23 protein-coding genes are annotated in these 24,512 nt (G+C 66.4%); 17 read left to right on the top strand and 6 right to left on the bottom strand.

Features of this window, described 5'->3' with window-relative positions; all coding sequences use genetic code 11:
- The first annotated feature begins 42 nt into the window (after positions 1-42).
- The 8 genes from urtA (at position 43) to atzF (ending at position 11,156) form a co-directional block, all read left to right on the top strand.
- On the top strand, positions 43-1,362 hold the full coding sequence (urtA, locus tag ON32_RS11000) for an urea ABC transporter substrate-binding protein (protein ID WP_083874318.1): 1,320 nt from the start codon (positions 43-45) through the stop codon (positions 1,360-1,362).
- 44 nt (positions 1,363-1,406) lie between these two features.
- On the top strand, positions 1,407-2,294 hold the full coding sequence (gene urtB / locus ON32_RS10995) for an urea ABC transporter permease subunit UrtB (protein ID WP_040790747.1): 888 nt from the start codon (positions 1,407-1,409) through the stop codon (positions 2,292-2,294).
- Positions 2,291-3,406, top strand: a complete 1,116-nt coding sequence (urtC, locus tag ON32_RS10990; protein WP_040790746.1) for an urea ABC transporter permease subunit UrtC — start codon at positions 2,291-2,293, stop codon at positions 3,404-3,406. Before urtB ends, urtC begins: the two co-directional genes overlap by 4 nt.
- Positions 3,403-4,254: an urea ABC transporter ATP-binding protein UrtD gene (gene urtD / locus ON32_RS10985; RefSeq protein WP_040790745.1), complete on the top strand. Its 852-nt coding sequence runs from the start codon at positions 3,403-3,405 to the stop codon at positions 4,252-4,254. Before urtC ends, urtD begins: the two co-directional genes overlap by 4 nt.
- Positions 4,255-4,258: 4 nt before the next feature.
- Positions 4,259-4,951, top strand: coding sequence for an urea ABC transporter ATP-binding subunit UrtE (gene urtE, locus ON32_RS10980; protein WP_040790744.1), 693 nt, complete (start codon positions 4,259-4,261; stop codon positions 4,949-4,951).
- A 9-nt stretch (positions 4,952-4,960) separates the two neighbouring features.
- Positions 4,961-5,662 carry a GntR family transcriptional regulator gene (locus ON32_RS10975; protein WP_040790743.1) on the top strand — a complete coding sequence of 234 codons (702 nt, stop codon included), beginning with the start codon at positions 4,961-4,963 and terminating at the stop codon, positions 5,660-5,662.
- Positions 5,663-5,751: 89 nt separating this feature from the next.
- Complete coding sequence (uca, locus tag ON32_RS10970) at positions 5,752-9,396, top strand: urea carboxylase (RefSeq protein ID WP_040790785.1); 3,645 nt, start codon at positions 5,752-5,754, stop codon at positions 9,394-9,396.
- Positions 9,393-11,156 carry an allophanate hydrolase gene (atzF, locus tag ON32_RS10965; protein WP_040790742.1) on the top strand — a complete coding sequence of 588 codons (1,764 nt, stop codon included), beginning with the start codon at positions 9,393-9,395 and terminating at the stop codon, positions 11,154-11,156. The genes uca and atzF overlap by 4 nt, the downstream gene beginning before the upstream one ends.
- 49 nt (positions 11,157-11,205) lie before the next feature.
- Here atzF and ON32_RS10960 read toward each other — a convergent pair whose 3' ends face one another.
- Positions 11,206-11,958 carry an IclR family transcriptional regulator gene (locus ON32_RS10960; RefSeq protein ID WP_040790741.1) on the bottom strand — a complete coding sequence of 251 codons (753 nt, stop codon included), beginning with the start codon at positions 11,956-11,958 and terminating at the stop codon, positions 11,206-11,208.
- Positions 11,959-12,140: 182 nt separating this feature from the next.
- Here ON32_RS10960 and dhaK point away from each other — a divergent pair, with 182 nt between their 5' ends.
- The 4 genes from dhaK to ON32_RS10935 all read left to right on the top strand — a co-directional run bounded on the left by dhaK (position 12,141) and on the right by ON32_RS10935 (position 17,332).
- Entirely contained in the window at positions 12,141-13,139 is a 999-nt protein-coding gene (dhaK, locus tag ON32_RS10955) for a dihydroxyacetone kinase subunit DhaK (RefSeq protein ID WP_040790740.1), read from the top strand.
- Between the two features lie 2 nt (positions 13,140-13,141).
- Complete coding sequence (dhaL, locus tag ON32_RS10950; RefSeq protein WP_245550950.1) at positions 13,142-13,756, top strand: dihydroxyacetone kinase subunit DhaL; 615 nt, start codon at positions 13,142-13,144, stop codon at positions 13,754-13,756.
- A complete protein-coding gene (gene ptsP / locus ON32_RS10945) occupies positions 13,753-16,155 on the top strand; it encodes a phosphoenolpyruvate--protein phosphotransferase (RefSeq protein WP_040790738.1) in 2,403 nt (800 codons plus the stop codon). Before dhaL ends, ptsP begins: the two co-directional genes overlap by 4 nt.
- A 391-nt stretch (positions 16,156-16,546) precedes the next feature.
- Positions 16,547-17,332 (top strand): alpha/beta fold hydrolase, encoded by a 786-nt coding sequence (locus ON32_RS10935; protein WP_040790736.1) that lies wholly within the window; start codon positions 16,547-16,549, stop codon positions 17,330-17,332.
- A 9-nt stretch (positions 17,333-17,341) separates the two neighbouring features.
- Here ON32_RS10935 and ON32_RS10930 read toward each other — a convergent pair whose 3' ends face one another.
- The 3 genes from ON32_RS10930 to ON32_RS30825 form a co-directional block, all read right to left on the bottom strand.
- Complete coding sequence (locus tag ON32_RS10930; RefSeq protein WP_040790784.1) at positions 17,342-18,124, bottom strand: TetR/AcrR family transcriptional regulator; 783 nt, start codon at positions 18,122-18,124, stop codon at positions 17,342-17,344.
- Between the two features lie 508 nt (positions 18,125-18,632).
- A complete protein-coding gene (locus ON32_RS10920; protein WP_040790734.1) occupies positions 18,633-18,830 on the bottom strand; it encodes a hypothetical protein in 198 nt (65 codons plus the stop codon).
- Positions 18,831-18,925: 95 nt separating this feature from the next.
- Positions 18,926-19,072: a VOC family protein gene (locus ON32_RS30825; RefSeq protein ID WP_373284288.1), complete on the bottom strand. Its 147-nt coding sequence runs from the start codon at positions 19,070-19,072 to the stop codon at positions 18,926-18,928.
- A 399-nt stretch (positions 19,073-19,471) separates the two neighbouring features.
- Here ON32_RS30825 and ON32_RS10910 point away from each other — a divergent pair, with 399 nt between their 5' ends.
- Together ON32_RS10910 and ON32_RS10905 are read left to right on the top strand one after the other, a co-directional pair.
- Positions 19,472-19,810, top strand: coding sequence for an ArsR/SmtB family transcription factor (locus tag ON32_RS10910; protein ID WP_040790732.1), 339 nt, complete (start codon positions 19,472-19,474; stop codon positions 19,808-19,810).
- Position 19,811: 1 nt separating this feature from the next.
- Positions 19,812-20,363 carry an SRPBCC domain-containing protein gene (locus ON32_RS10905; RefSeq protein WP_040790731.1) on the top strand — a complete coding sequence of 184 codons (552 nt, stop codon included), beginning with the start codon at positions 19,812-19,814 and terminating at the stop codon, positions 20,361-20,363.
- A 399-nt stretch (positions 20,364-20,762) separates the two neighbouring features.
- On the opposite strand, the gene ON32_RS10900 is transcribed toward ON32_RS10905, so the two are convergent.
- The gene (locus tag ON32_RS10900) at positions 20,763-21,056 is read right to left on the bottom strand and encodes a WGxxGxxG family protein (protein WP_157224159.1); all 294 of its coding nucleotides are present in this window, start codon (positions 21,054-21,056) and stop codon (positions 20,763-20,765) included.
- A gap of 185 nt (positions 21,057-21,241) precedes the next feature.
- Here ON32_RS10900 and ON32_RS10895 point away from each other — a divergent pair, with 185 nt between their 5' ends.
- From ON32_RS10895 to ON32_RS10885, 3 genes are read left to right on the top strand one after another with little or no spacing between them, the layout of a single operon-like run.
- Complete coding sequence (locus ON32_RS10895; protein WP_040790782.1) at positions 21,242-21,763, top strand: SRPBCC family protein; 522 nt, start codon at positions 21,242-21,244, stop codon at positions 21,761-21,763.
- Positions 21,763-22,932, top strand: a complete 1,170-nt coding sequence (locus ON32_RS10890) for a zinc-dependent alcohol dehydrogenase (RefSeq protein WP_040790781.1) — start codon at positions 21,763-21,765, stop codon at positions 22,930-22,932. Before ON32_RS10895 ends, ON32_RS10890 begins: the two co-directional genes overlap by 1 nt.
- Positions 22,929-23,420 carry a DUF1360 domain-containing protein gene (locus tag ON32_RS10885; RefSeq protein WP_245550948.1) on the top strand — a complete coding sequence of 164 codons (492 nt, stop codon included), beginning with the start codon at positions 22,929-22,931 and terminating at the stop codon, positions 23,418-23,420. The genes ON32_RS10890 and ON32_RS10885 overlap by 4 nt, the downstream gene beginning before the upstream one ends.
- A gap of 104 nt (positions 23,421-23,524) precedes the next feature.
- On the opposite strand, the gene ON32_RS10880 is transcribed toward ON32_RS10885, so the two are convergent.
- The gene (locus tag ON32_RS10880; RefSeq protein WP_040790730.1) at positions 23,525-24,415 is read right to left on the bottom strand and encodes a manganese catalase family protein; all 891 of its coding nucleotides are present in this window, start codon (positions 24,413-24,415) and stop codon (positions 23,525-23,527) included.
- Positions 24,416-24,512: the final 97 nt, after the last annotated feature.

The following is a 24,512-nucleotide window of genomic DNA, read 5'->3' as shown; positions in this document are numbered from 1 at the left end:
GTCGGGTCGCCGCTGGTGCGAGAAAGCGAAAACCGAGCAGTCATGAGTGCAGGCCGAACCGAGCAGCCCACATCTGTCGAAACCAACCATCCCCCGCATGGCAACGATTCGCCACGCCGCGCACGGAAATTCGCACCGGTCCTGTCGGTGACACTGTGCGTGACCGCGTTGCTGGCCACCGCATGCGGTAGTTCGGCCACCGAGGATACCGCCCGTACCACCACCTCCTGCGTCGATACCTCGGGCGACACCATCAAGGTCGGCTCGCTCAACTCGCTGTCGGGCACAATGGCGATTTCCGAGGTCACCGTGCGTGATTCGATCGCCCTGGCCGTCGAGCAGATCAATGCCGACGGTGGTGTGTTGGGTAAACGGATCGAACTCATCGGCGAGGACGGAGCCTCGGAGCCGACGGTCTTCGCGGAGAAGGCCGAAAAGCTCATCAGCAGTGACTGTGTCGCGGCGGTTTTCGGCGGATGGACCTCATCGAGCCGCAAGGCCATGCTGCCGGTGTTCGAGGACAACAACGCGCTGCTCTACTACCCCGTCCAGTACGAGGGCCTGGAATCGTCGCCGAACATCTTCTACACCGGGGCCACCACGAACCAGCAGATCGTTCCCGCCCTGGACTATCTGAAACAGCGCGGCGTCAAATCGCTCTACCTGGTGGGCAGCGACTATGTCTTCCCCCAGACCGCGAATCGGATCATCAAGGCGTACGCGGCGGCGAACGGAATGGAGATCAAGGGCGAGGACTACACGCCACTGGGTTCCACCGACTTCTCCACCATCGTGAACAAGGTGCGCGCGGCCGATGCCGACGCCGTGTTCAACACCCTCAACGGCGATTCCAATGTGGCGTTCTTCCGGGAATACCGCAGCGTCGGCCTGACACCGCAGGACATGCCGGTCATGTCGGTATCGATCGCCGAAGAGGAGATTGCCGGTATCGGGCTGCGCAATATCGTCGGACAGCTCACCGCCTGGAACTACTACCAGACCGTCGACAATCCGGTGAACACCGCGTTCGTGCGCTCCTACCAGGCCAGATACGGGGCGAACAAGCCCACTTCCGACCCGATGGAGGCGGCCTACGTCTCGGTCCATCTGTGGAAGAACACCGTGGAGAAGGCGGGATCGTTCGCGGTCGCGGATGTGCTCGCGGCCGCCGACGGAGTCACTTTCGCGGCCCCCGAGGGCACGGTGACCATCGATGGCGAGAACAACCACATCACCAAGACCGCCCGGATCGGTGAGATCCGCCCGGACGGACTCATCCACCCGGTGTGGGACTCGGGACGGCCGATCGAACCGGATCCGTATCTGACCGACTATCCGTGGGCCGAGGGGCTCGGAGGCTGACGTCGCATACCGGCCGCCGCGCTCGACGAGAAACGAGATCTGACGTGGAAACACTGATCGGACAGATGTTCACCGGATTGAGTCTGGGTTCCATCCTGCTGCTTGCCGCACTGGGACTGTCCCTCACGTTCGGCCAGATGGGCGTTATCAATATGGCCCACGGTTCCTTCATCATGATCGGCTCGTACACCGCGTACACGGTGCAGCAGTACCTGATTCCCGATGCCGGTGTCTCCCTGATCGCCTCGCTGGTCATCGGTTTCCTGGTGGGCGGCCTGTTGGGCGCGCTGCTCGAGGTGACACTGATCCGACGAATGTACGACCGCCCCCTGGACACCCTGCTGGTGACCTTCGGGGTGGGGCTGATCCTGCAGCAGGCGGCCCGGGACATCTTCGGCGCACCGGCGGTGCGGGTGGTAACACCCGAATGGCTGGGCAGCGGCGTCGAGATCCTGGGCGCGGTGGTACCCAGAACCCGGATCTTCATCATGCTGCTCGCCGTCACTTGCGTGGTCGCTGTCGCGGTGACCATGAAATACACCCCGGTGGGGCGGCGGATCCGCGCGGTGGTGCAGCATCGCGATCTCGCCGAGGCCAGCGGAATATCCAGCCGCGCAACGGATATCACCACATTCTTCGTCGGTTCCGGATTGGCCGGGGTCGCCGGGGTGGCGCTCACCTTGATCGGTTCCACCAGTTCCAACACCGGGATGAGCTATCTGGTCGACGCGTTCCTGGTGGTGGTGATCGGCGGCCTCGGGCAGATCAAGGGCGCGGTGATCGCGGCGGTGGCGCTGGGGCTGCTCAATTCGTTTATCGAGTACAGCACGACGGCCTCGGTCGCGAAGGTTGCGGTTTTCGTCATCATCGTGGTCTTCCTGCAGATCCGGCCGCAGGGGCTGTTCACGGTCCGGTCGAGGAGTCTGGTGTGAGGAACTATTTCGCAACGCGCTGGAAGGTCTATTCGGGATTCGCCGTCGCGGCTGTCGCGCTCTTCGTGGTGGCGCCGGCGGCGCTCTCGGACTTCCGCCTCGCCCTGCTCGGCAAGTTCCTGTGCTTCGGCATCGTCGCCGTGGGCATCGGCCTGGCCTGGGGCCGGGGCGGAATGCTCACCCTCGGGCAGGGTGTGTTCTTCGGTCTCGGCGCCTACATCATGGCGATGCACCTGAAGATCGCAGACGCACAACTACGTGGTGACGCCGTCCCCGATTTCATGCGGATCGCCGGTATTCGGGAACTACCCGCCTACTGGGTTCCGTTCACCTCGCCGGTGGTGACGGTGCTGGGCATCGTGCTGATCCCGACCCTGGTGGCGGTTTTGCTGGGGTTCGGGGTGTTCATCCGCCGGGTCAAGGGCGCCTATTTCGCGATTCTCTCGCAGGCGCTGGCGGCTGCTTTCGCAATACTGCTGGTGGGACAGCAGAGCACCGGCGGCAGCAACGGCCTCAACCGTTTCCGCAGCTTCTTCGGGCTGGCACTCAACGATCCGGTCAATCGCCGACTGCTGTTCTTCATCGCGGCCGCGACACTGTTGGTGGTGGTCGCGATCGCCCGGCAACTCATGGACAGTCGCTACGGGGAGTTGTTGGTCGCGGTGCGTGATCAAGAGGAACGCGTCCGGTTCCTCGGCTACGACCCGGCTGTGGTCAAGGTGGTCGCCTATGCCGTGGCGGCGTTGTTCGCCAGTGTGGCCGGGGCGCTGTTCGTGCCGATTGTGGGGATCGTCTCCCCCGCCGATGTCGGCGTCGTGCCCTCCATCGCGTTCCTGATCGGGGTCGCGATCGGAGGCCGTACAACCCTGCTGGGTCCGGTGCTGGGGGCCGTCGCGGTCTCCTGGGCACAGACCGGCCTGTCGGAGAACTTTCCGTCGGGGTGGACCTACGCGCAGGGTGTTCTCTTCATAGTCGTGGTCGGGTTCTTCCCAGCCGGTCTTGCAGGACTTGCCACCCTGCGGCGGCGACGCGGGAAGGACGCCGATCGGCCGGCTCCAACCGATGAGGGGCTGGAGCCGGCACTCACCACTCCGGTAGGAGCGTCGTCATGACCGGACAGCGAACGAGTCTTACCAAGACCGTGGACCGGGGACCGACCGCCGGCGGTAACGCCGGTATGGGCAGCGAATACCTCCAGGTCCGGGGGCTGACCGTCGAGTTCGACGGGTTCAAGGCGGTCTCCGATGTGGATCTCACGCTGCTGCAGGGTGATCTGCGTTTCCTGATCGGCCCCAACGGCGCCGGTAAGACGACGGTCATCGATGCGATCACCGGCCTGGTGCCCGCGACCGGCTCGGTGCAGAAGTCGGGGGTCGAGCTCCTGGGCAAGAAGGTGCATCGAATCGCGCGGCTGGGAGTGGGTCGCACCTTCCAGACCGCCAGCGTTTTCGAACAGCTGACCGTCGCGCAGAACCTGGATATCGCCGCGGGGGCCGGGCGCTCGTGGTGGACGATGCTGCGCCGGCGGCCGGCCGACGTCTCCGAATCGATCGAGCGGGCCCTGGAGACCATCGGATTGGGACACCTGCGGGACCGGCCCGCAGGGGTATTGGCGCACGGGCAGAAACAGTGGTTGGAGATCGGCATGCTGCTCGTGCAGGACGCGTCGGTGTTGCTGTTGGACGAGCCGGTGGCGGGGATGAGTCACGAGGAGCGGGAGGAGACCGGTCGACTGCTGCGTCGGATCGGCGCCGAACGCACCGTGGTGGTGGTCGAGCACGATATGGACTTCATGCGCTCCTTCGCCACCTCGGTGACCGTACTGGCCCGCGGCCGGGTGCTCGCCGAAGGATCGGTCGCCGAGGTCCAGGCCGATCCGAGGGTGCAGGAGGTCTATCTCGGGAGCGCCGGGGGCGAGGAGACGGAACGGATCACGGTATCCGAGCGAAAGGGAGCGTGACACGATGCTCGAACTCGTCGACGTACACGCCGGTTACGGCCGCACCGAGGTCGTCCACGGCGTCGACCTCGAGGTGCCCGCGGATGGTGTCGTCGCCGTCATGGGACACAACGGCGCGGGTAAGACCACCCTGTTGCGGGCGGCAGTGGGGCTGGTGAAGACCACCCGGGGCAGAATCCTCTTCGACGGCGCGGATATCACCTCGCTGCGGCCGAGCGCCCGTGTCCGCCGCGGCCTGGCCTATGTACCGCAAGGGCAGCAGTGCTTCGGTCATCTCACCACGGCGGAGAACCTGCGGGTGGTGGCCGACGGGCGTAAGCGCGGTGGAACCCTGATCGACGAGGCACTGGATCTGTTTCCCGCCCTGCGGGAACTGCTCGATCGTCGCGCCGGGCTGCTGTCGGGCGGGCAGCGCCAGCAGCTGGCCATCGCCCGGGCCCTGATCACCGAGCCGCGCATGCTGATCCTCGACGAACCGACCGAGGGCATCCAACCGTCGGTGGTCGCCGAGATCGAGGACACCATCACCGCGCTCACCGCTCGCGGCGATCTCGGAGTCCTGTTGGTCGAACAACACATCGGGTTCGCGCTCCGGGCGGCCCGCCGCTACTACGTACTCGCCGGCGGTCGGGTCACCTCCTCGGGCGAGGGCGGAGCGGCCGCCGTCGCCACGGTGCGTTCCGCCATGACCCTCTAGGCTGCGCCCGTGTCAGAACTACGACCCAGACGACAATCGCGTGCCGACAGCGTGTATCGGGCATTGCGGGACGAACTCATGGCGGGCGGACTGTCACCCGACGAGCGGTTGGGGGAAGAGCGCCTCGCCGAACGGTACAACGTCTCCCGCACCCCCGTCCGGGAGGCACTGGCCCGACTCCAGGCGGACGGTCTCGTCGAACGCCGCGATATGGGCCTGTTTCCGTACCGGCCGCGGCTCGACGCTCTCGGGGACTACTACGAACTGCGCATCACCCTCGAGTCCCGGGGCATCGAACGCATACTCGCCGACCCCGATCTCGCACACGACCGAGCCGTGCTGTTACCGGAAGTGGAGCGCTGGCGGGCGTTCCGCGCCGCACCGCCCGACCCCGACGCGGGATTCGTCGACGCGGACGAGCAGTTCCACATGGTGCTGCTCGCGGCCTCCGGCAATCACGCGCTCACCGAGGCGCTCGCGACGGTGAACGCACGCATTCGGCCGGTCCGAATGTTCGACTACCTCACGCCCGATCGCATGCTGGCGACGATCGAGGAACATATCGCCATCGCCGAGGCCGTGCTCGACCACGATCTGGTCGATGCCAGGACCCGGTTGCTCGCGCATATCGACCAGTCGCGTCGGGTTGTGACCGACCGGGCCGGTCAGGTGCTGCAGCTGACCAGGTTGGCCCGCGCCACCAAGACCTGATTGTCGATTCCGATACGGGGCGCCCACGGCCCCGTTCCACGTCGAGAGGACCGCTCGTGACCGCATCCCCCCAGCAGCTGTATACAACGATGCATGCACCCCTGCCCGATCGTCTGCTGGTGGCGAATCGGGGCGAGATCGCCTGCCGTGTCCTGCGCACCGCGCGCCGGCTGGGCATCGAGACGGTCGCGGTCTTCTCCGACGCCGACGAGGGCGCCCCCCATGTCCGGATGGCCGAGCGGGCAGTCCGTCTCGGACCGGCACCGGCCGCCGAATCCTATCTGCGGAGCGACGCCGTGATCGAGGCGGCGCTGGCAGCAGGCGCGACCGCCGTCCATCCGGGCTACGGTTTCCTCTCGGAGAATGCCGACTTCGCCGCCCGGATCGAGGCGGCGGGTCTGACATTCGTCGGCCCGTCCGCCGAACACATCCGGTTGTTCGGCGACAAGCACAGCGCCCGGCAGGCCGCCGCGGCGGCCGGGGTTCCCCTGGTCGTCGGCAGCGGACTGCTCACCGGACTCACCGAGGCATTGGCCGAGGCCGAACGCATCGGCTATCCGGTCATGCTCAAGGCGGCGGGCGGCGGTGGGGGTATCGGCATGGCCGCGTGCACCGGACCGGACGAACTGTCGGACGCCTACCGTCGGGTGATACGGCTGGCCCGGAGCAACTTCGGTTCCACCGAGGTGTATCTGGAACGGTTCGTCACTCGGGCCCGCCATATCGAGGTGCAGATCTTCGGCGACGGCCGGGGTCGCGTGCTATCCCTGGGCACCCGGGACTGCACCCTGCAACGCAGGAACCAGAAGGTGATCGAGGAAGCACCCGCACCCGCTCTCCCCTATGCGGTGTCCGAACGGTTGCTCGAGTCGAGCCGCGCCCTGCTCGGCGCGGTCGGGTACCGGTCCGCCGGCACCGTCGAGTTCATCTACGACGTCGAACGCGCCGAGGCGTCGTTCCTCGAGGTGAACACCCGGCTCCAGGTGGAGCACCCGGTGACGGAAGCCGTGACGGGTATCGACCTCGTCGAATGGATGCTGCGTCTGGCCGGCGGCGACACCGGGTTCCTCGACGGCATACCCGACTCCGGACCGGCGCTCACCGGATGCGCGGTCGAAGCGCGGGTGTACGCCGAGGACCCGGGTAACGACTACCGCCCGGATGCGGGCATGTTGACCGAGGTGACCCTGCCAACCGCCACCGCGCGGGTGGAGACCTGGGTCGAAACCGGTAGCGAGATCACCCCCTTCTACGACCCGATGATCGCGAAGATCATCACCCACGGGGAAAGCCGCACCGAGGCCCTGCACCGACTTCGGTCCGCGCTCGACGAAACCCGTGTATTCGGTATCACGACCAACCTCCCCCAGCTGCGCGCGGTCGTCACCAGCACTCCCATGCTCGACGCGCGCCATACGACGACGACATTGACTGGTCTGTCCTCGATTCGACCGAGAATGGAGATTCTGCGCGCCGGTGTCTCCACCACCATTCAGGACCATCCGGGACGCCTGGGACTGTGGAGTGTCGGGATCCCGCCATCGGGCGCGTTCGACGATCTGTCCTTCCGACTCGCCAACCGGGCGGTGGGGAACCCATTGGGCGAGAACGGCCTCGAGGCGACCCTACAGGGCCCGAGAATCCGTTTCACCGATACGACGGTCATCTGTGTGGCCGGAGCCGAGGCCCCGGTCACCGTGGACGACCGGCCGGTCCCCATGTGGGAACCCGTCACCGTACCCGCGGGCGCGGTGGTGGATATCGGCGCACCCGTGGACACCGGTCTGCGGACCTACCTCGCGGTACGCGGCGGAATACTCGCACCCGACTACCACGGAAGCGCGGCCACCTTCACCCTCGGCGGGTTCGGCGGCGTCACGGGGCGGGCCGTCGCCACCGGTGACATCCTCGGTATCAAACCGGATGCCGGCGGTCTCCTCGCCCCCGAGCCGATACCCCCCGCCGATCGACCGGAATTCACCCACACCTGGTATGTCGGTGTCGGAGAGGGACCTCAGCCGGCCCCCGACTATTTCACCCCCGCGGATATCGATCTGTTCTACGAGACCACCTGGCGTGTGCAACCCCACGCGAACCGCACCGGTTTGCGCCTGGACGGACCGAAACCGACCTGGGCGCGTTCCGACGGTGGCGACGCCGGACTGCATCCGTCGAATCTGCACGACTGCCCCTACAGCGTGGGAGCGCTCAATCTCTCCGGCGACACCCCCATCCTGCTCGGACCGGACGGACCGAGTCTGGGTGGTTTCGCATGCCCGCTGACCGTGATCTCCGCGCATCGCTGGAAACTGGGACAGATGCGTCCCGGCGACAGCGTTCGCTTCGTCCCGGTGGCCGACGACCGCACCGCCACGTTCCGGTCGTCGCCGGCGTTGCGCGGCCGCAATCTGCCGACACCCGATCTGCTCGGAACCAGGGAAAGCGATAACGGTGTGCTCGACCGGCGGGAGGCGGGCACCGGCACCCCCGAGGTCAAATATCTACGCGGCGGGGACGACAATGTCCTGGTCGAGTACGGCCCGATGGAACTCGATCTGGGACTGCGCATGCGCGTGCAGGCGTTGCACGACCGACTGCACGAGGCCGGTATCCCGGGCCTGATCGATATCACCCCCGGGGTGCGCTCCCTACACATCCACTTCCATCCGGATGTCATCGATCAGCGCACGGTGGTGCGGTTGCTCGACGAGCTCGAGGATGAGATCCCCGATACGGCCGACCTGCGCGTGCGCAGCCGACTGGTGCGGCTGCCACTGTCGTTCGACGACCCTGCCATCCGGCAGGCGATCGAACGTTACGAGCACGGGGTGCGGCCCCATGCGCCATGGCTGCCCTCGAATATCGAGTTCATCCGGCGGGTCAACGGACTCGACAGTGTCGAGGACGTACGCCGAATCGTCTTCTCGGCGCAGTACATGGTGCTGGGTCTCGGTGATGTCTATCTGGGTGCGCCACTGGCGGTTCCGTTGGACCCGCGGCATCGTCTGGTGACGACGAAATACAACCCTGCCCGCACCTGGACCCCTGCCGATGCCGTCGGTATCGGTGGTAAATACCTCTGCGTCTACGGTATGGAGTCCCCGGGCGGATACCAGCTGGTGGGCCGCACCGTGCCCATCTGGTCGGGTTATCGGCAACGACCTCCGTTCGAGAGCGGCAAACCGTGGTTGCTGCGGTTCTTCGATCGCATCGAGTGGTATCCGGTGGCCGCGGACGAACTGACCGAGCTGCGGGCGGAGATGGTGGCCGGTCGATACGACATGGAAACGGTCACCGGTGAATTCGCCTTCGCAGAACATCTCGAATTCCTGCGGGAGAACGAACGGGATATCGCGGACACCGAGGAGCGCCGCCGGGCCGCTTTCGCGGACGAACGTCGCCGTTGGGAGGAGAGCGGTGAATTCGGCGGGGCGGGCACGGCCGAACCGATCGCGATTACCGAGAGTCCGACCGGACCCGTCATACCACCGGATCTCCCCGACGACTGCCATCTCGTCCCGGCGCCCATGATGGCGAGTGTGTGGCGCGTGGAGGTCGCCGAGGGCGAGCGCGTCGAAGCCGGCAGCACCCTCCTGCTACTCGAGGCGATGAAGCTCGAATTGCCGGTTGTGTCAAAGGTGGCCGGTACGGTCCGAAAAGTCACCGTGACGGCAGGCGAACAGGTTACGGCGGGGGCGCCACTGGTGGCGATCGATACCCGAGGAGAGCTATGACAGTGGATCACGTTCTCGATGAATTCTCCGCGCAACGGTCCGAGGCCGCGATCTGCGACCGGGTGATCCGCGCGTATCGGACCATTCGCGAACACCACCGGCCCGAGGTCTGGATCACCCTGCGGGAAGAGGACGAGGTGCTCGCCGAGGCGAGGACGATCGCCGTCCGGGTGGCGACGGGGGAAACCCTGCCGCTGGCCGGGCTGCTCGTCGCGGTCAAGGACAATATCGATATCGCCGGAATACCCACCACCTGTGCGTGTCCGGACTTCGCGACCACCCCGACACACACCGCCCCGGCCGTGGCTCGACTGATCGAGCAGGGCGCCCTGATACTCGGAAAGACGAACCTCGACCAGTTCGCCACCGGTCTCGTCGGAACGCGCAGTCCCTATGGAGCGGTGCGCAACAGCATCGCGCCGGAGCGGGTCTCCGGCGGCAGTAGTTCGGGTTCGGCGGTTGCGGTCGCGCTCGGTATGGTCGACGCCGCCGTCGGGACCGATACCGCCGGCTCGGGCCGGGTCCCGGCCGCGTTGAACGGTATCGTCGGCATCAAACCGACCCGAGGTCTGGTCTCCACCACCGGTGTCGTACCCGCGTGCGTCGACTACGACACCGTCACCGTTTTCGCCCGGGACCTGCCCCTGGCCACCATCGTGGCCAGGGCGATGATCGGCGCCGACCCCGGTGATCCCCGTTCCCGATCGTGGCCCGTCGACGCTCCCCAGGCGGCCCCGCCGCACGCCACGATCGCCGTTCCGACGGAACACAATCTGACGGCCCTCACACCGGCCTACCGCGCGGCGTTCCACGCGACGGTCGAGCGGTGGCGGGAACGCGGCGGACGTATCGAGACGATCGATGTGACCGAACTGTTGGATGCCGCGAAACTGCTGTACGACGGGGCTCTCGTGGCGCAACGCTACGCTGCCGTGGGCGAATTCGTGCGCAGCCACCCGGACGGCACCGATCCGGTCGTGGCCCGGATCATCAATGCCGCCGCCCAACCACCCGCCTATCGGTACTCCGAGGATCTGGATCGGCTCGCTCATGCGACGGCGGCCGCCCGCCGCATATTCGAGAACTGTTCCGCGCTGCTGTTGCCCACGACCACCGAGCATCCGACGATCGCCGAGGTCGCGGCGGAACCGGTGTCGATCAACCGCCGGATGGGCACCTTCACGAATTTCTGCAATCTGCTCGATCTGGCGGCGGTCGCGGTACCGGGGGTCGAGACCACGAGCGGCGATCCGTTCGGGGTCATGCTGATAACCCCCGCCTTCGCCGACCAGGTGGGGATCGATCTGGCCGCCGAACTGCTCGGCGAACCGGCCCCGCCACCGCTGACCGATCAGGGCACCGACCTGCTCGTCGTGGGCGCGCATCTGCGTGGTCTGCCCCTGCATCATCAGCTCGTCCGGGCATCGGCCCGGTATCTGGGGGAGGTCACGACCTCCGATGCGTACCGCATGGTCGAACTCGCCGCCGCACCACCCAAACCGGGGCTGCTTCGCGTCGGACCCGGCGCGGGCAGAGCACTTCCCGGCGAACTGTATCGCCTCTCCCCCGCCGCCCTCGGCTCGTTCCTGAACGATCTTCCCGCGCCCATGGCGCTCGGCAAGGTCGAGCTCTCCTCGGGCCGATGGGTCACCGGCTTCGCCTGCGATTACGAATCCGCCGGTAACGCAACGGATATCACTTCCTACGGCGGCTGGCGTCGATACCTCGCCGCCACCACCGGCACCGGACTGCACGGATAAGCACCGATTTGCCCCGGTCGGCGCCGGCCGGGGCAAATCACGGGGCGAATCAGGAGCCGTGGTCGGGGGCAGCGGGCCAACGGGTGCAACCGAGTTCACGGGAGATGGTACGGGCCGTGGCCCGAACCGCGTCGACGGTCGCCGTGGAAACCGGCCATTCCGATGTGGGTACGACCACGCCCACCGCACCCGCAACGTCGCTGTCGCCATCGAAGATGGCTCCGGCCACACCGGACTCGCCGAGCACCGCTTCGTCGCATTCGAAGGCCAGGCCGGTATCCGCGACCGAGCGCAGATGCTCGCGTAGGGCGAGCGCGGAAGTGATCGTTTCCCCGGTCATACTGCGCAGTGGCGCGTCGTCGAGCACCGGCCGGAACGCGAGCATGGCCTTACCCAGAGAGCAGGCGTGCGCGGGTATCTCGATTCCCACCTCCGGCATCTGCCGACTGCCGTCCGGTCTGGCCTCGTGATGGATCACCACCACGGCGTCGCCGAAGAGCACACCGACCCGCACGGCCAGTCCGGTACTGCGCGCCAGGTCGTGGGACCAGGTCAGCGCGCGGGCCCGCAGGTCGAGCGTATCGAGATAGACATTGCCGAACCGCAGGACGGCGGGACCGAGCCGATAGCGGCCCCCACCGGATTCCTGGACCACGACACCGTGCGCGGCCAGGGTCCGGACGATGCCGTGCACCGTCGTGGCCGGAAGCCCGAGCTCTGTCGCGAGCTCGGACAGTGTCATTCGCCGCGCGCCCTGGAGCGCGAACAGGATGCGGATGGCCCGGTCGACCGACTGGATCACGCGACTGCCCCCATCAGATTTCCCCTGGCTCTTGTGAACGGCACCACACCGACGTATTCTACGAACCTCGTTCGACAATGTCGAATATTGTTCGAAATCATCGGAATTCCCCATGAGTGAACCACGGAAGTCACGACCGTACAGCTCACGACGTGCCCATGGTGCGGCGTGACAGGAGAACCATGAAGAAACTGATCAACGACCCGGCCGATATCGTCCGCGACGCCCTCTCCGGAATGGCCGGGGCCCATCCCGAGTTACGCGTCGACCTGGACAACAGGATCGTCTTCCGCGCCGAAAAGCCCCGACCCGGCAAGGTCGCGCTGGTCTCCGGCGGCGGTTCCGGCCACGAACCGCTGCATGCCGGCTTCGTCGGCCCCGGCATGCTCGACGCCGCCTGCGCGGGTGAGATCTTCACCTCCCCCACCCCGGACCGGATCCTGTCCGCCACCACAGCCGTCGACTCGGCCGCCGGTGTTGTCCACATCGTCAAGAACTACACCGGTGACGTCATGAACTTCGAGATGGCCGCCGAACTCGCGGCGGATACGGGGATCGAGGTCGCGGCGGTCGTGGTGAACGACGATATCGCTGTCCAGGACGGCCTGCACAGCGCGGGCCGGCGCGGAGTGGGCGCGACGGTGGTGGTGGAGAAGATCGCCGGAGCCGCCGCCGAACAGGGGCGGACATTGACCGGAGTGGCCGATATCGCCCGCGCCGTCAACGACCGCTCCCGAAGCATGGGGATGGCCCTGACCTCCTGCACCGTCCCCGCCGCGGGCAAACCGACCTTCTCGCTGTTCGAGACCGAGATGGAAATCGGTGTCGGCATTCACGGCGAACCCGGGCGGCGCCGGGAGCTGCTGGCACCGGCCCGCGAGATCGCCGCGATGTTGGTGGAACCGATCCTCGCCGATCTGCCGTTCGTCGCGGGCGACGACGTGATCTGTTTCGTGAACGGAATGGGCGGTACGCCACTGCTCGAGCTGTACCTGATGTTCGACGAGGTGGCCCGCGTCCTCGACGCACACGGGATCGGTATCGCCCGCTCCCTCGTGGGCCCGTACATCACCTCTCTGGAGATGGCCGGATGTTCGGTGACATTGACCAAGGTCGACGACGAGCTGCTGAAACTGTGGGATGCGCCGGTGCGCACGCCCGCCTTGCGTTGGGGAGTATGACGATGATCGATCCGATTCACTGGATGCGCTGCTTCGCCGAGTTGATCGACGAGCATGCCGACGAACTCACCGGACTCGACGCCGCCATCGGCGACGCCGACCACGGCAGCAATATGCGGCGCGGAACCGCCGCAGTGGTCGCCGAATTCTCCGAGTCCGTACCCGTGACCGCGGCCGACCGACTGAGGCAGATCGGTATGACACTGATCCGCACCGTCGGCGGCGCGAGTGGTCCGCTGTACGGGACGTTCTTCCTCTGCTGCGCCACCGTCGCGGCCGGCTCCGAACTCGACACGCCGAGTTTCGCCGCGGGTTTCCGGGCCGGGGTCGACGGGATCGTGACCCGAGGCAAGGCGGAATCCGGGGACAAGACGATGTTCGACGCGCTGCTGCCCGCCGCCGACGCCCTCGACGAGCGGCTCGCAGCGGGCGCTTCCCTCGCCGACGCCTTGGACGCCGCCGTCGCCGCCGCCGAGGCGGGACGCGCCGCAACCATCCCGATGATCGCCCGCAAGGGCCGCGCCTCCTACCTCGGCGAGCGCAGCATCGGACATCAGGATCCGGGGGCGACCAGCGCGGCACTGCTGGTGCGCGCTGCCAGGAAGGCGGTCCGATGATCGGTATCGTCGCCGTCTCGCACAGCCACGCGCTCGCCACCGCGGCCGTCACATTGGCCACCGAAATGCTGCACGGCCAACCGGTTCGACTCGAGGTGGCAGCCGGCCTCGACGAACACACGCTCGGCACCGACGCGGTCGCAGTCTCGGCGGCGATCGCGGCTGCCGATACCGGTGACGGAGTGCTGGTGCTGATGGACCTGGGCAGCGCCGTGCTCTCGGCCGAGCTCGCGGTGGACCTGCTCACCGCCCCGCACCGGGTCCACCTGTGTCCTGCTCCCTTCGTGGAGGGCCTGATCGCGGCGGCCGTCGCCGCGGCCGGTGGCGCGAACCTGGACGAAGCCGCGTACGAGGCGCGTAACGCGTTGTCGGGCAAACAATCCCACTTTCACGACACGGAGGAATCGGCGCAGCCGGTGCAGGCGACCACCGATCCGACCACGACGGCGACCTTCGTCGTAACGAACGAGCACGGGCTGCACGCGCGCCCGGCGGCACGGCTCATCGCCGAGATCCGTGACACCACGGCCACCGTGCGGTTACGCAATCTGACCACCGGCGCCGGCCCCGTGCCGGGCACGAGTCCGAGCCGACTCGCGACGCTGGGGGCGCGATCCGGACACGAAATCGAGGTCACAGCAAGCGGTCCCGGTGCGAGCGAGGCGGTGAGCCGTGTCCTGGATCTCGCCGCTCGCCGTTTCGACGAGACCCCCGCATCCGACAGTGCCGAAAAGGACACGACCGATCGCGATATCGGCCCACTTCCCGCCTCGCCGGGTATCGGCACCGGACCGGTCCGGCACCTCGGTTCCGCCGAACTCGTCGTACCCGACCGACCCGCCGGTGCGCCGGAAACGGAGTCCGCGCTCATCGAGACCGCGCTCGCGACGGTACGCGCCGATATCCGGCGCATCCGTGCGCATGCGGGGAAAGAGGCGGACATCTTCGATACCCATCTGCTGTTGCTCGACGACGAAGAGCTGATCGGCGCGGTCCGCCGAGCCATAGCCGCCGGCAACTCCGCCCCCACCGCGTGGACCCGAACGCTGGAATCCGCCGCCGCCGAACTGGACCGACTCCCCGACGACTATCAACGGGCCCGAGCGGGCGACCTGCGAGCGATACGCGACCAGGTGCTCGCGGCCATGCTCGGTCGGTCCACCGCAACGGTCTCGCGCCCGGGGGTGCTCGTCGCCGCCGATCTGACGCCCGCCCAGGCGGCGACCCTGGACCCCGAAGTCGTCACGGGAATCGTGCTGGCACAAGGAAGCCCGACCTCGCACAGCATGATCCTGGTCCGCTCGCGCGGTATCCCGGCCGTGGTGGGCACCGGGACGCGAGTGCTGACCATCCCGGAGGGCACCGTCGTCGCACTCGACGGCACGGCGGGTCGGCTCGTGGTGGATCCCGACCCGGCGACCCTCGCCGATTTCACCGAGGCGGCGACCCGGCACCGCGAACAACGCCACGCCGCGGAGGTCGCGGCCGACGAACCGGCGATCACCCGCGACGGTGTCACCGTCCATATCGCCGCCAATGTGGGCAGTGTGGCGGATGCGACCGAATCCGCTTGTCATGGAGCCGATCTCGCGGGACTGGTACGCACCGAGTTCCTGTTCCTCGGCCGTGACGACGCCCCGTCCGTCGACGAGCAGGAGCGGGCGTACCGATCGGTGGCCGAGGCGTTCGCGGGGCGACGCGTCGTACTGCGCACCCTGGACGTGGGTGGGGACAAACCGCTCCCGTATATCGCCCAACCACCCGAGGACAACCCCTACCTCGGTGTCCGCGGTATCCGCCTCGCCCTCGCCCGCCCCGAACTGCTGCGCGACCAGTTGGCCGCCATCTGCCGGGTCGCCGCCGACCATCCGGTCGGCGTCATGTTCCCCATGGTCACACGGCTCGACGAATTACTCGAGGCCCGACGCATCCTGGATGAGGTCGCCGCACCGGACGCCACACCGGAGGTGGGCATCATGGTGGAGGTCCCCACCGTGGCGGCGAAAGCGGCCGTTTTCGCCGAACACGTCGACTTCTTCAGCGTCGGCACCAACGATCTGACCCAGTACACCCTGGCGGCCGAACGCGGCAACACCGCCCTCGGCGACCTCGCGGACCCCCTCGATCCCGGTGTGCTCCGGCTGATCGCAATGCTGTGCGAGGAGGCGGGCACCACCCGCGTGGCGGTCTGTGGGGAAGCGGCCGCCGACCCGGTGGCGGCGGCGCTGCTGCTCGGTCTCGGCGTGCGGGAACTCAGTGTCGCGCCACCGGCGATCCCGCTGGTCAAAGCGGCGGTGCGAAACCTCGACCTGAACGAATGCCACAAGATGGCGATCGCCGCCCTGCACTGCGCGTCGGCCGGCGAGGTGCGGGCCTTGGCCGGGACGGAGACGTCCTGAGCGGACGGTCTGCCCACCCGGCCGGTCATCGGACATATGCCGCTCGGGAGCCGCTGAGAACCGGACCGGACACAGCACCGATCAGGGTCTCGAGCGAGCGGGTGGGCGGTAATATTGCGACCGCCCACCACCCCCCTGGCCGAGGAGCACGGTGATGTGTCCTTCGTTCGGCAGGTGCTTTTCCATCCGGTCACCGGCGCGGCCTTCGGTGTCATGCCGTATCACGAGTTCGTCGACAATCACTTCCCGATCCGTTTGTCCGAACCGCCACGACGACACCCCGTTACACGCACCACACCGTGATGGTGGATCCATCGCGGCGGATGAGACCGCTGTCGCGTAGGCCGTGGCGATACCTATCCGCGCACCACGCAGCCGAAGGAGACCCCTCATGTGGTTACCGAAAGCACTCCTACGGGCACTGATCACCTCGGGTGTCGTCCTCGCCGGTGCCGCACCGGCGGCGGGCGCGGCGCCGCAACCACCGACCGTGGTCCTGGTGCACGGCGCGTATGCCGACCCCACCAGCTGGGACGGTGTCGCCGAGCAATTGCGCGCCGACGGCTATCGGGTGGTGGCCCCCGACAATCCGCTACGCGGACCCGCCCATGATGCGGCGGCGGTGGAGCGTGTCCTCGCCGATATCGACGGCCCGGTCGTATTGGTGGGCCATTCCTACGGCGGCACGGTCATCACCGATGTCGAGGCCGACAATGTCACGGACCTCGTCTACATCGCCGCGTTCGCCCCACAGGCGGGCGAGCCGACACAGCTCGCGCTCGACCCGTTCCGGTTTCCCGGCAGTAGGTTGCTGCCACCCGCCCTGGCAGTGAAACCGGCCGATACGGGCCCAGGACTCGACACCTATATAGAGCCCGCCTACTTCCACGATGTCTTCGCCCAGGATGTCGACGCGGCCACGGCGGCGGATATGGCGGCGCGCCAACGGTCATTGGCACTCACCGCCACCCTCGAACCCCCCGGATCCGCCCTGTGGTCGACAACGTCCACCTGGTACCTGGTGGCCGGCGAAGACCGGGTCATCCCACCCGCTTCGCAACGCTTCATGGCCCAGCGGATCAATGCGCGTACCAGTGAGGTGCCCACCTCACATGCCGCACCGGTGTCTCGACCCGATGTGGTCGCCGCACTGATCGATCAGGCCGCCCGCGAGTAGGAAAGCCGGTCAACGGCTCGCCGTGCCGTCGACCGCCGACCGGTGTGCCTCGATGAACGGTTGTAGGCCGTCGAGGAGCCGTTGCACCCCGAAGTCGAACGCGCGCTCGGGATCGTAGGCGGCGCCATATTCGGAGCCGGCGGTGCCGCCGACCCGGATCGCGGTGGGATACCGGCCGGGATCGAGCACCCGACCGAGCGCGGGGCCGAACCTCTCCCACCACTGCCGGTCGCTCAAGCCGGTCTCGGTCTCGGCGCGCAAGGTGTCGACGGCGGCGCGCGCGGCGCCGCGCACGTAGTCGTTGACGAAACTCACGACGAGGTCCATATCGATATCGCCGAGGCCGAGCCCGTCGACGGCGCGGAGTTCGTAATCGTATTTGGCGGTGAAATGGGGACCGGGCAGGGGGCGACCGGCGGCGATCTGCAACAACCACGGATGGGCGAGGTAGATCGTCCAGTTCGCGCGGGCAATGGCCTCGATCCGGGTCCGCCAGTCGGCACCGATATCGTCGGACATCGGGTAGTCGCGATAGGCACGGTCGGCGACCAGGTCGAGAAGTTCCGCCTTTCCGGGCACATACCCGTACAGCGACATGGCGGTGACACCGACCGCCTCGGCGACCCGGCGCAGGGTGACAGCGGACAGCCCCTCATCATCCGCGATACGTAGTGCCGCCGCAGCGATATCGTCCACGGATAGTTTGGGTTTCGGACCGCGCCGCGGCGGCTGCCGGGTACCCCACAGCAGTTCGAGGGTGCGTTGCGGATCGCCACGTCCGATGTAGTCCATGTCGATATCCTCCCCATCCCGCCACGGCGGTTCGCGGACACCCATGAAACCCACGCATCACCTTCCCTGTCGACTCCATTCGAATACGAAGCCGGAACCGGACGATAGAGGCGATCACCCGTTATCGAGACGGGCACGAGAACCACCACAGCGATGCGCACACCGTCACGGGCGATGTCGAGCAATGCGGCCACGGCGCCCTACAGATAATCAAAGTATCGATAGTTCTACTATCGGATAGCGGTACCCGACAGTGCCAACTTCCGGTTGGCGATGGCCGCACCGTCCCCGAGGCGAAAAGCCCCATGCGGATAGCCGAACTCGGCCGCATCAGCGGTGTCCCCTCCGCCACCATCAAGTACTATGTGCGCGAAGACAGCCCGGCACCGCAGGCGTCACGGCGCGAAACGAAGAAACCGGTATCGACGGTGTGGGTCGCGACACCGCAATCCTCGACCATCTTCCGCGCCCGACCCAGTTCCTCGACCTGGAGGGTCGATGCTGCCAGTTAGGAAGACGCCGGGGCCGGCTCGTCGGGAAGTACGTCGGATGCGGCGGAGGCGGGCACGATCTCGATACGGGTGGTTCCCCGTTCCACCACTGTCTTCGGACCGGCGACGGTCGCTCCGGCACCGAGGATGTGCTCGTAGCGGTGAGTAATGACCGAGAGCTCCGCATCGGAGGCGGCGATCAACACGGCGGCCACACCGAACGGGCGCTCAGTACGGCGGGACCGTTCTCGGCCTCGACCGTACGTTCGAGTTCCAGGACTCCGGAGGGGCGCAGGCCGACCGCACCGAGTCACGCGTCGGTGTTCGCGGTGTCGAGAACGAGAATCCGCAACCCTTCGAATCGAGCCACCACCTGTTTCGTATGCCAGGTGTCCGGTGCGGTCTCGTCCACGATCCCGAGCAGTTCGATATACGAGTTCTCGAACAACGCACACATATTGGCGGTGCAGCCCGCCCGCCGTGAGCGGCGCTCCCGGGCGCTCCGTGAGCATATGCCGCGATCCCGGACTGAGCGTGAGCCCGAAACCTCGATAGGTACGCTCCATCGCATCCAGGTCGTGGTTCACTATGCCCACGTGGTGAAAACCGGTGATGTCGTTGGTCATATCGACGATGGCGGTGGGCGATGAGCGCTGCGCCGACCCACAGCGGTCACAACGCCGCAATCCGACATCGACGAGGCACGTGGTGACGGAATCGGACACCCGTCCCGCCTCGGACCGTCCGGATGCGCTCCGAGCGACGGCATACCGCACGGACTTGCCCCTGGACCGACTCCTACCGCGAGGGGAAGCAGCCACGCCAATAAATATTCCTTGACAGGAATATTCCTTTAATGGAATATAAAGAGGTGGTACGTGATGTCTTCGAGGTGCTCGCCGACCCCACCCGGCGACGGCTCCTCGATCTACTGAGAGACGGAGAGCGCACCGTCGGCGAACTCGTGGAGGCGCTCGGCACCGCGCAGCCCACGGTGTCGAAACATCTGAAGACCCTGAACGCGGCCGCGCTGGTACGGGTGCGGGTCGACGGTCCGCGCCGACACTATTCACTGACCCCGGCACGACTCCGGGAGGTCGACGCCTGGCTGGCCCCGTTCCGGGAGATCTGGGCCGACCGACTCGACGAATTCGAACGCTATCTCGACGCCCTGCCCGACGAACCCGAGGAATGACATGACCCAATCGACCGAGCGACTCGGAGATGTTCTGCGTGATGGCGACCGCATCGGCGTGCGCTACGAACGACACATGGCGCATCCACCCACGAAGGTGTGGCGAGCGCTCACCGAATCCGAGCACCTACGGCACTGGTTTCCCGCAGATATCATCGGCGAACGTCGAGCGGGCGCCGATATCCGGCTGCGGTTCTGGCCCGAATCGGTGAAACAGGCCGATACACAACTCGAACAGGTGGGGGTGGATACGGAGGACCCGGTCCTGCCGGGGCGAATCCTCACCTGGGATCCACCGCGGATATTCGAATTCCTCTGGGATACCGAGCATCTGCGGTTCGAACTGATACCCGTCGAGACCGGCACCCGCCTGATCTGCACAGTCCTGCTCGGGGAGCCGGGCCCGCACGGCCCGGAAGGAACAGCCGCGGGCTACCACATCTGCCTCGACGCGCTGCGGGATCTGCTCGACACCGGCTCGACCGATATACCGGACACCGACACCATCGCCGAACTCGAACGGCGATACACCGAGCCGATGAGGTCGCACTGAACCCATCCTCGTTCCGCCCGGCAACTCGCCCACCGCGCGTATCACCCGAAAAGTGGACGCCGGTGGATGAATCGTCCACGAGATCGGTTACAGAACAACCATACTCGCAAACCGTAGGAGTCCAGTTCCCTCGGACTCCTACGGCAGCGTGGCCGGACATACGGCCGAGGGGCACAGCGGTGGTCTCGTCGCAATGGGCGAGCGCATCGAACCGGCCGGCGGAACGGACGCAAAAGTATCGTCATCGCCTTTGCCTGGTCGGAACCGCCCAATGCCGCACGGGCTCGAACGCGATCAACACATCCCGATACGACATCGACCGTATCGGGATGTGAGCGGCCCGCGTAGCCGATACGCCGGCGTTCGGTGGGTGCCGAACACCGGCGTATCGAAGGAAGGTCAGGGCTGGCGAGGGGGTACCCCGGGCGAGTTCCCTACGGCACGGGGCTGGTTTCGACGCATCAGCCCGGCCAACCCGCCCAGACCGAGCAGCCCCAGCAGGCCCCACAGGCCGGTCTTGTCGCTGTCCTTGTCATTGTCGTCCGGGTCGTTCGTGGTCTGGGCCATTCGATCGGCGCTCTGGGTCGCCTGGGCAACCGGCTCCGTGAGATGGGTGGGAGCCGCCTGCGCCGCACCGACGCCGCCCATTGTGATAACGAGGGCCGTAATCGGAACTGCCATGGCTTTACGCATGTTCTCTTGCTCCTTTCCTCGTCGACCCTGCCGCCTTACCCCATGAGGCCGCGCGAAAACACCCGCGACGCATATCCCGGAATTCGTTTGTCCCCTGCCCCACCGGGTACCGCCGGATCGAATACTCGTCTCGAATACTCGTCGAAGCTGTCGCGGTGTCGGATCCTCGTTCGAAGGGATACGCGATGCACCACTACATGGACAAAGCGAAAGAGCACCTGACCACGCTGATCGGCAAGGCGGCCGGTGGTGGCGCGAACGGTCCGAGCCGCCAGACGGTGACCATCGAACGCCCCCGACCGGAGGTGGAACGTTTCTGGCGTGAACCCGAGAACCTGGCTCGAGCACTCGACGGGATCGCCGAAATTCATCCGACCGAATCCGGTCGTCTCGAATGGACGTTCGCTCCCGACAGCGAGCACCCGATCACCTGGGAAAGCACCTCCGTTGTGGAGGAGAACGGGCTGCGATTCGTCGACGCCGACGAACCCGATACCGCGGAAATCGCGATCGACTTCGCCGATGCCCCGCACGACCGGGGCACCGAGGTGACCATCCGGGCGGCCACACCGGCGCCGAATCTTATCACCGGCGCGGCGGCGTTCACGGCGCTCTACCGGGCCCGTGCCTTGTTGCAGACCGGGGAGGCGCCCACGCTCGCGCACAACCCGAGTGCGCGCGCCCATTCGACGGATCAGGAGGAATGATGCACGCGCTCTGTTGGAACGGCGTCAACAATCTGTCGGTGGAAACCGTCCCCGACCCCGAATTGGTCAACCCTCATGATGTGCTGGTACAGGTCCGACTGTCCACGACCTGCGGTTCGGATCTGCATTTCATCGACGGTTACCTGCCCGGTATGCGCGAAGGGGACGTATTCGGGCACGAGTTCATGGGTGAGGTGGTGGAAGTCGGCTCCGAGGTCACCGCGACGAAGGTCGGGGATCGAGTGGTCGTTCCCTCGTTCATCGGATGTTCCTCCTGCTGGTACTGCGAGCACGACCTGTATTCGGTGTGCGACACCACCAACCCGAACGCCGCCCTCCAACAACCGATATTCGGGTACCCGACCGGTGGAATTTACGGCTACACCCATCCTTTCGGCGGTTATCAGGGGTCGCACGCCGACTACATTCGTGTGCCGTTCGGTGACGTCAACTGTTTCGCCATCCCCGACGGGATCACCGACGAGCAGGCGCTGTTCTGCTCCGATGCCGTACCGACCGGACTCATGGGAGCGGATTTCTGCGATATCGCCCCCGACGACACGGTGGCAGTATGGGGCAGCGGTGGTGTGGGTCTGATGGCCGGGCATTCCGCGCGGCTCCTCGGCGCGGGCCGCGTCATCGTGATCGACCGGTTCCCCGAGCGGCTGGCCCTGGCCCGGGAACGGTTCGATGCCATAACGATCGACTACACCGACGTGGACAGCGTCCAGGAGACCCTGCGCGAGATGACCGGCGGCCGTGGGCCCGACGCCTGTATCGACGCCGTCGGTATGGAAGGGCACGGCACCGGTGTGCAGCAACTCTACGATCGGACCAAGCAACTGCTCCGCCTGGAAACCGACCGTGCGACCTCCTTGCGGGAGGCGATCCTGGCCTGCCGTAAGGGAGGTGTCGTCTCCGTGCTCGGCGTCTACGGTCTCACCGACAAGTTCCCCATGGGCGTACTGACCAACAAAAGCCTCACTCTGCGCACCGCCCAGCAGCACGGTCAGCGCTACATGCCTCGAATGTTCGACTACATCCAACAGGGCGATCTGGATCCCTCCTACCTGATCACTCACGATATGCCGCTGGATGATGCCGTCCACGGCTACGACCTGTTCAAGAACAAGAAGGATGGATGTATCCGGGCGGTGTTCCGGCCATGAGCGAGAATCGACGCCCACTCGGTGGCTACCTGGTGACAATCCTCGCCTACAGCACACTCGTGGCCGCGGCCGCCCTACTCGGTGGTTTGACCGGTCGACGACTGCCACACGCCATGAGCGTCCACGATCTGCTCCTCACCGCACTGGCGGCGCACAAACTGTCGCGCCTGGTGACCAAGGGCGCCGTCACCGCACCGGTCCGCGCGCCGTTCACGCGTCCCACCGGGGATGGTGGACACGGGGAAGTGATGGAACAGCCGAAGTCCGATGCCGGGGTGGGACACACTATCGGTGAACTGCTCAGTTGCCCGTTCTGTTTCGATGTCTGGCTCATCACCGCCCTGACCATTGGACAGGTTTTCGCTCCTCGGGCGACGCATATGGTTAAGGACGCAGCCGCCGCCCTGACCGGCGCCGACTTTCTTCACCTGGCCTACGCCACCGCCCAGCAGATCGCCGAAGGCGAATATCCGGGGGTGCCCCACTGACCGACCGATGTGTGGTGGTCCCACGACTCGGCGCGGATCTCGCGAAACGGCCTTCCCGAACGGATTGTTCGGGAAGGCCGTTTCGCATGTTCGGAACCGTTTCGTCAGGCCGGGCTGTGCTGTTCGTGGGTGAACGGCTTGCTCCCCAACACCGCGGGACTCCCCTGAGGGTTGGCGCTGCTCCCCCGGTTCTCCCGCTTCTCGGTGCCGAGCCAGTCGTGCACCGGATCCGCGACGTACTGCCATTCCACGCCGTCGGGCCACGGCCCCTGCCCCTCGTTCCACGGACCCCGAGCAGAGGCGTCCCCATTGGACATGTTGAACGCCAGGTTCTGGAAGCGGTCGTCACCGGGCAGGATGCCGGGCGGGAAGTTCACCGGAAGTTCGTTGAGCGCCGCGGTGAACTGTTGGAAATGCGCGACTTCGCGGGTCATCAGGAACGACAGGGTGTCCTGGACGCCGGGATCGTCGGTGTACTGCTTGAGATATTCGTAGACGATCTTGGCGCGCGATTCGGCCGCGAGATTGCTGCGCAGGTCGACCGAGGGCTCACCATTGGAGTTGACATAGGCACCGCTCCACGGCACTCCCGCGGAGTTGCCGACATCGGGGCCACCGCCACGCAACGCCAGGAACAGCGGATCGGTGGCGACCTGATGGATGGCCTGTTCCCGACCGTCGGCATCGGCCACCACCGGCATCCAGTCGCAATGCTCGTTGGCCTGCTTCAGATCATCGTTGAGGCCGTCCAACAGCATGGTGATCATGGAGCCGACCATTTCGAGATGGCTGAATTCCTCGGTGGCGATATCCATGAACAGGTCGTACATCTTCGGGTGCTTGCGCCGCAGCACGAATGCCTGACTGAAGTACTGCATTGCCGCCTTGAGCTCGCCGTTGGCGCCGCCGAACTGCTCCTGCAACAAAGTGGCGAACCGCGGGTCGGGCCGTTCCACACGCACATCGAACTGCAGATCCTTGTTATGGATGAACATCGCACTCCTCTGTGTGGTCGTCGTGGCAAACGTCGGCGACCTACCCCGGTAGCGGCTCGCCAAACAAGAGGCACCGCCCGATACGGCGAACCGGCCC

The sequence above is a fragment of the Nocardia paucivorans NBRC 100373 genome, assembly GCF_000308675.1.
Lineage (GTDB): Bacteria > Actinomycetota > Actinomycetes > Mycobacteriales > Mycobacteriaceae > Nocardia > Nocardia paucivorans.
This window is presented reverse-complemented; position numbering and strand designations above follow the sequence as displayed.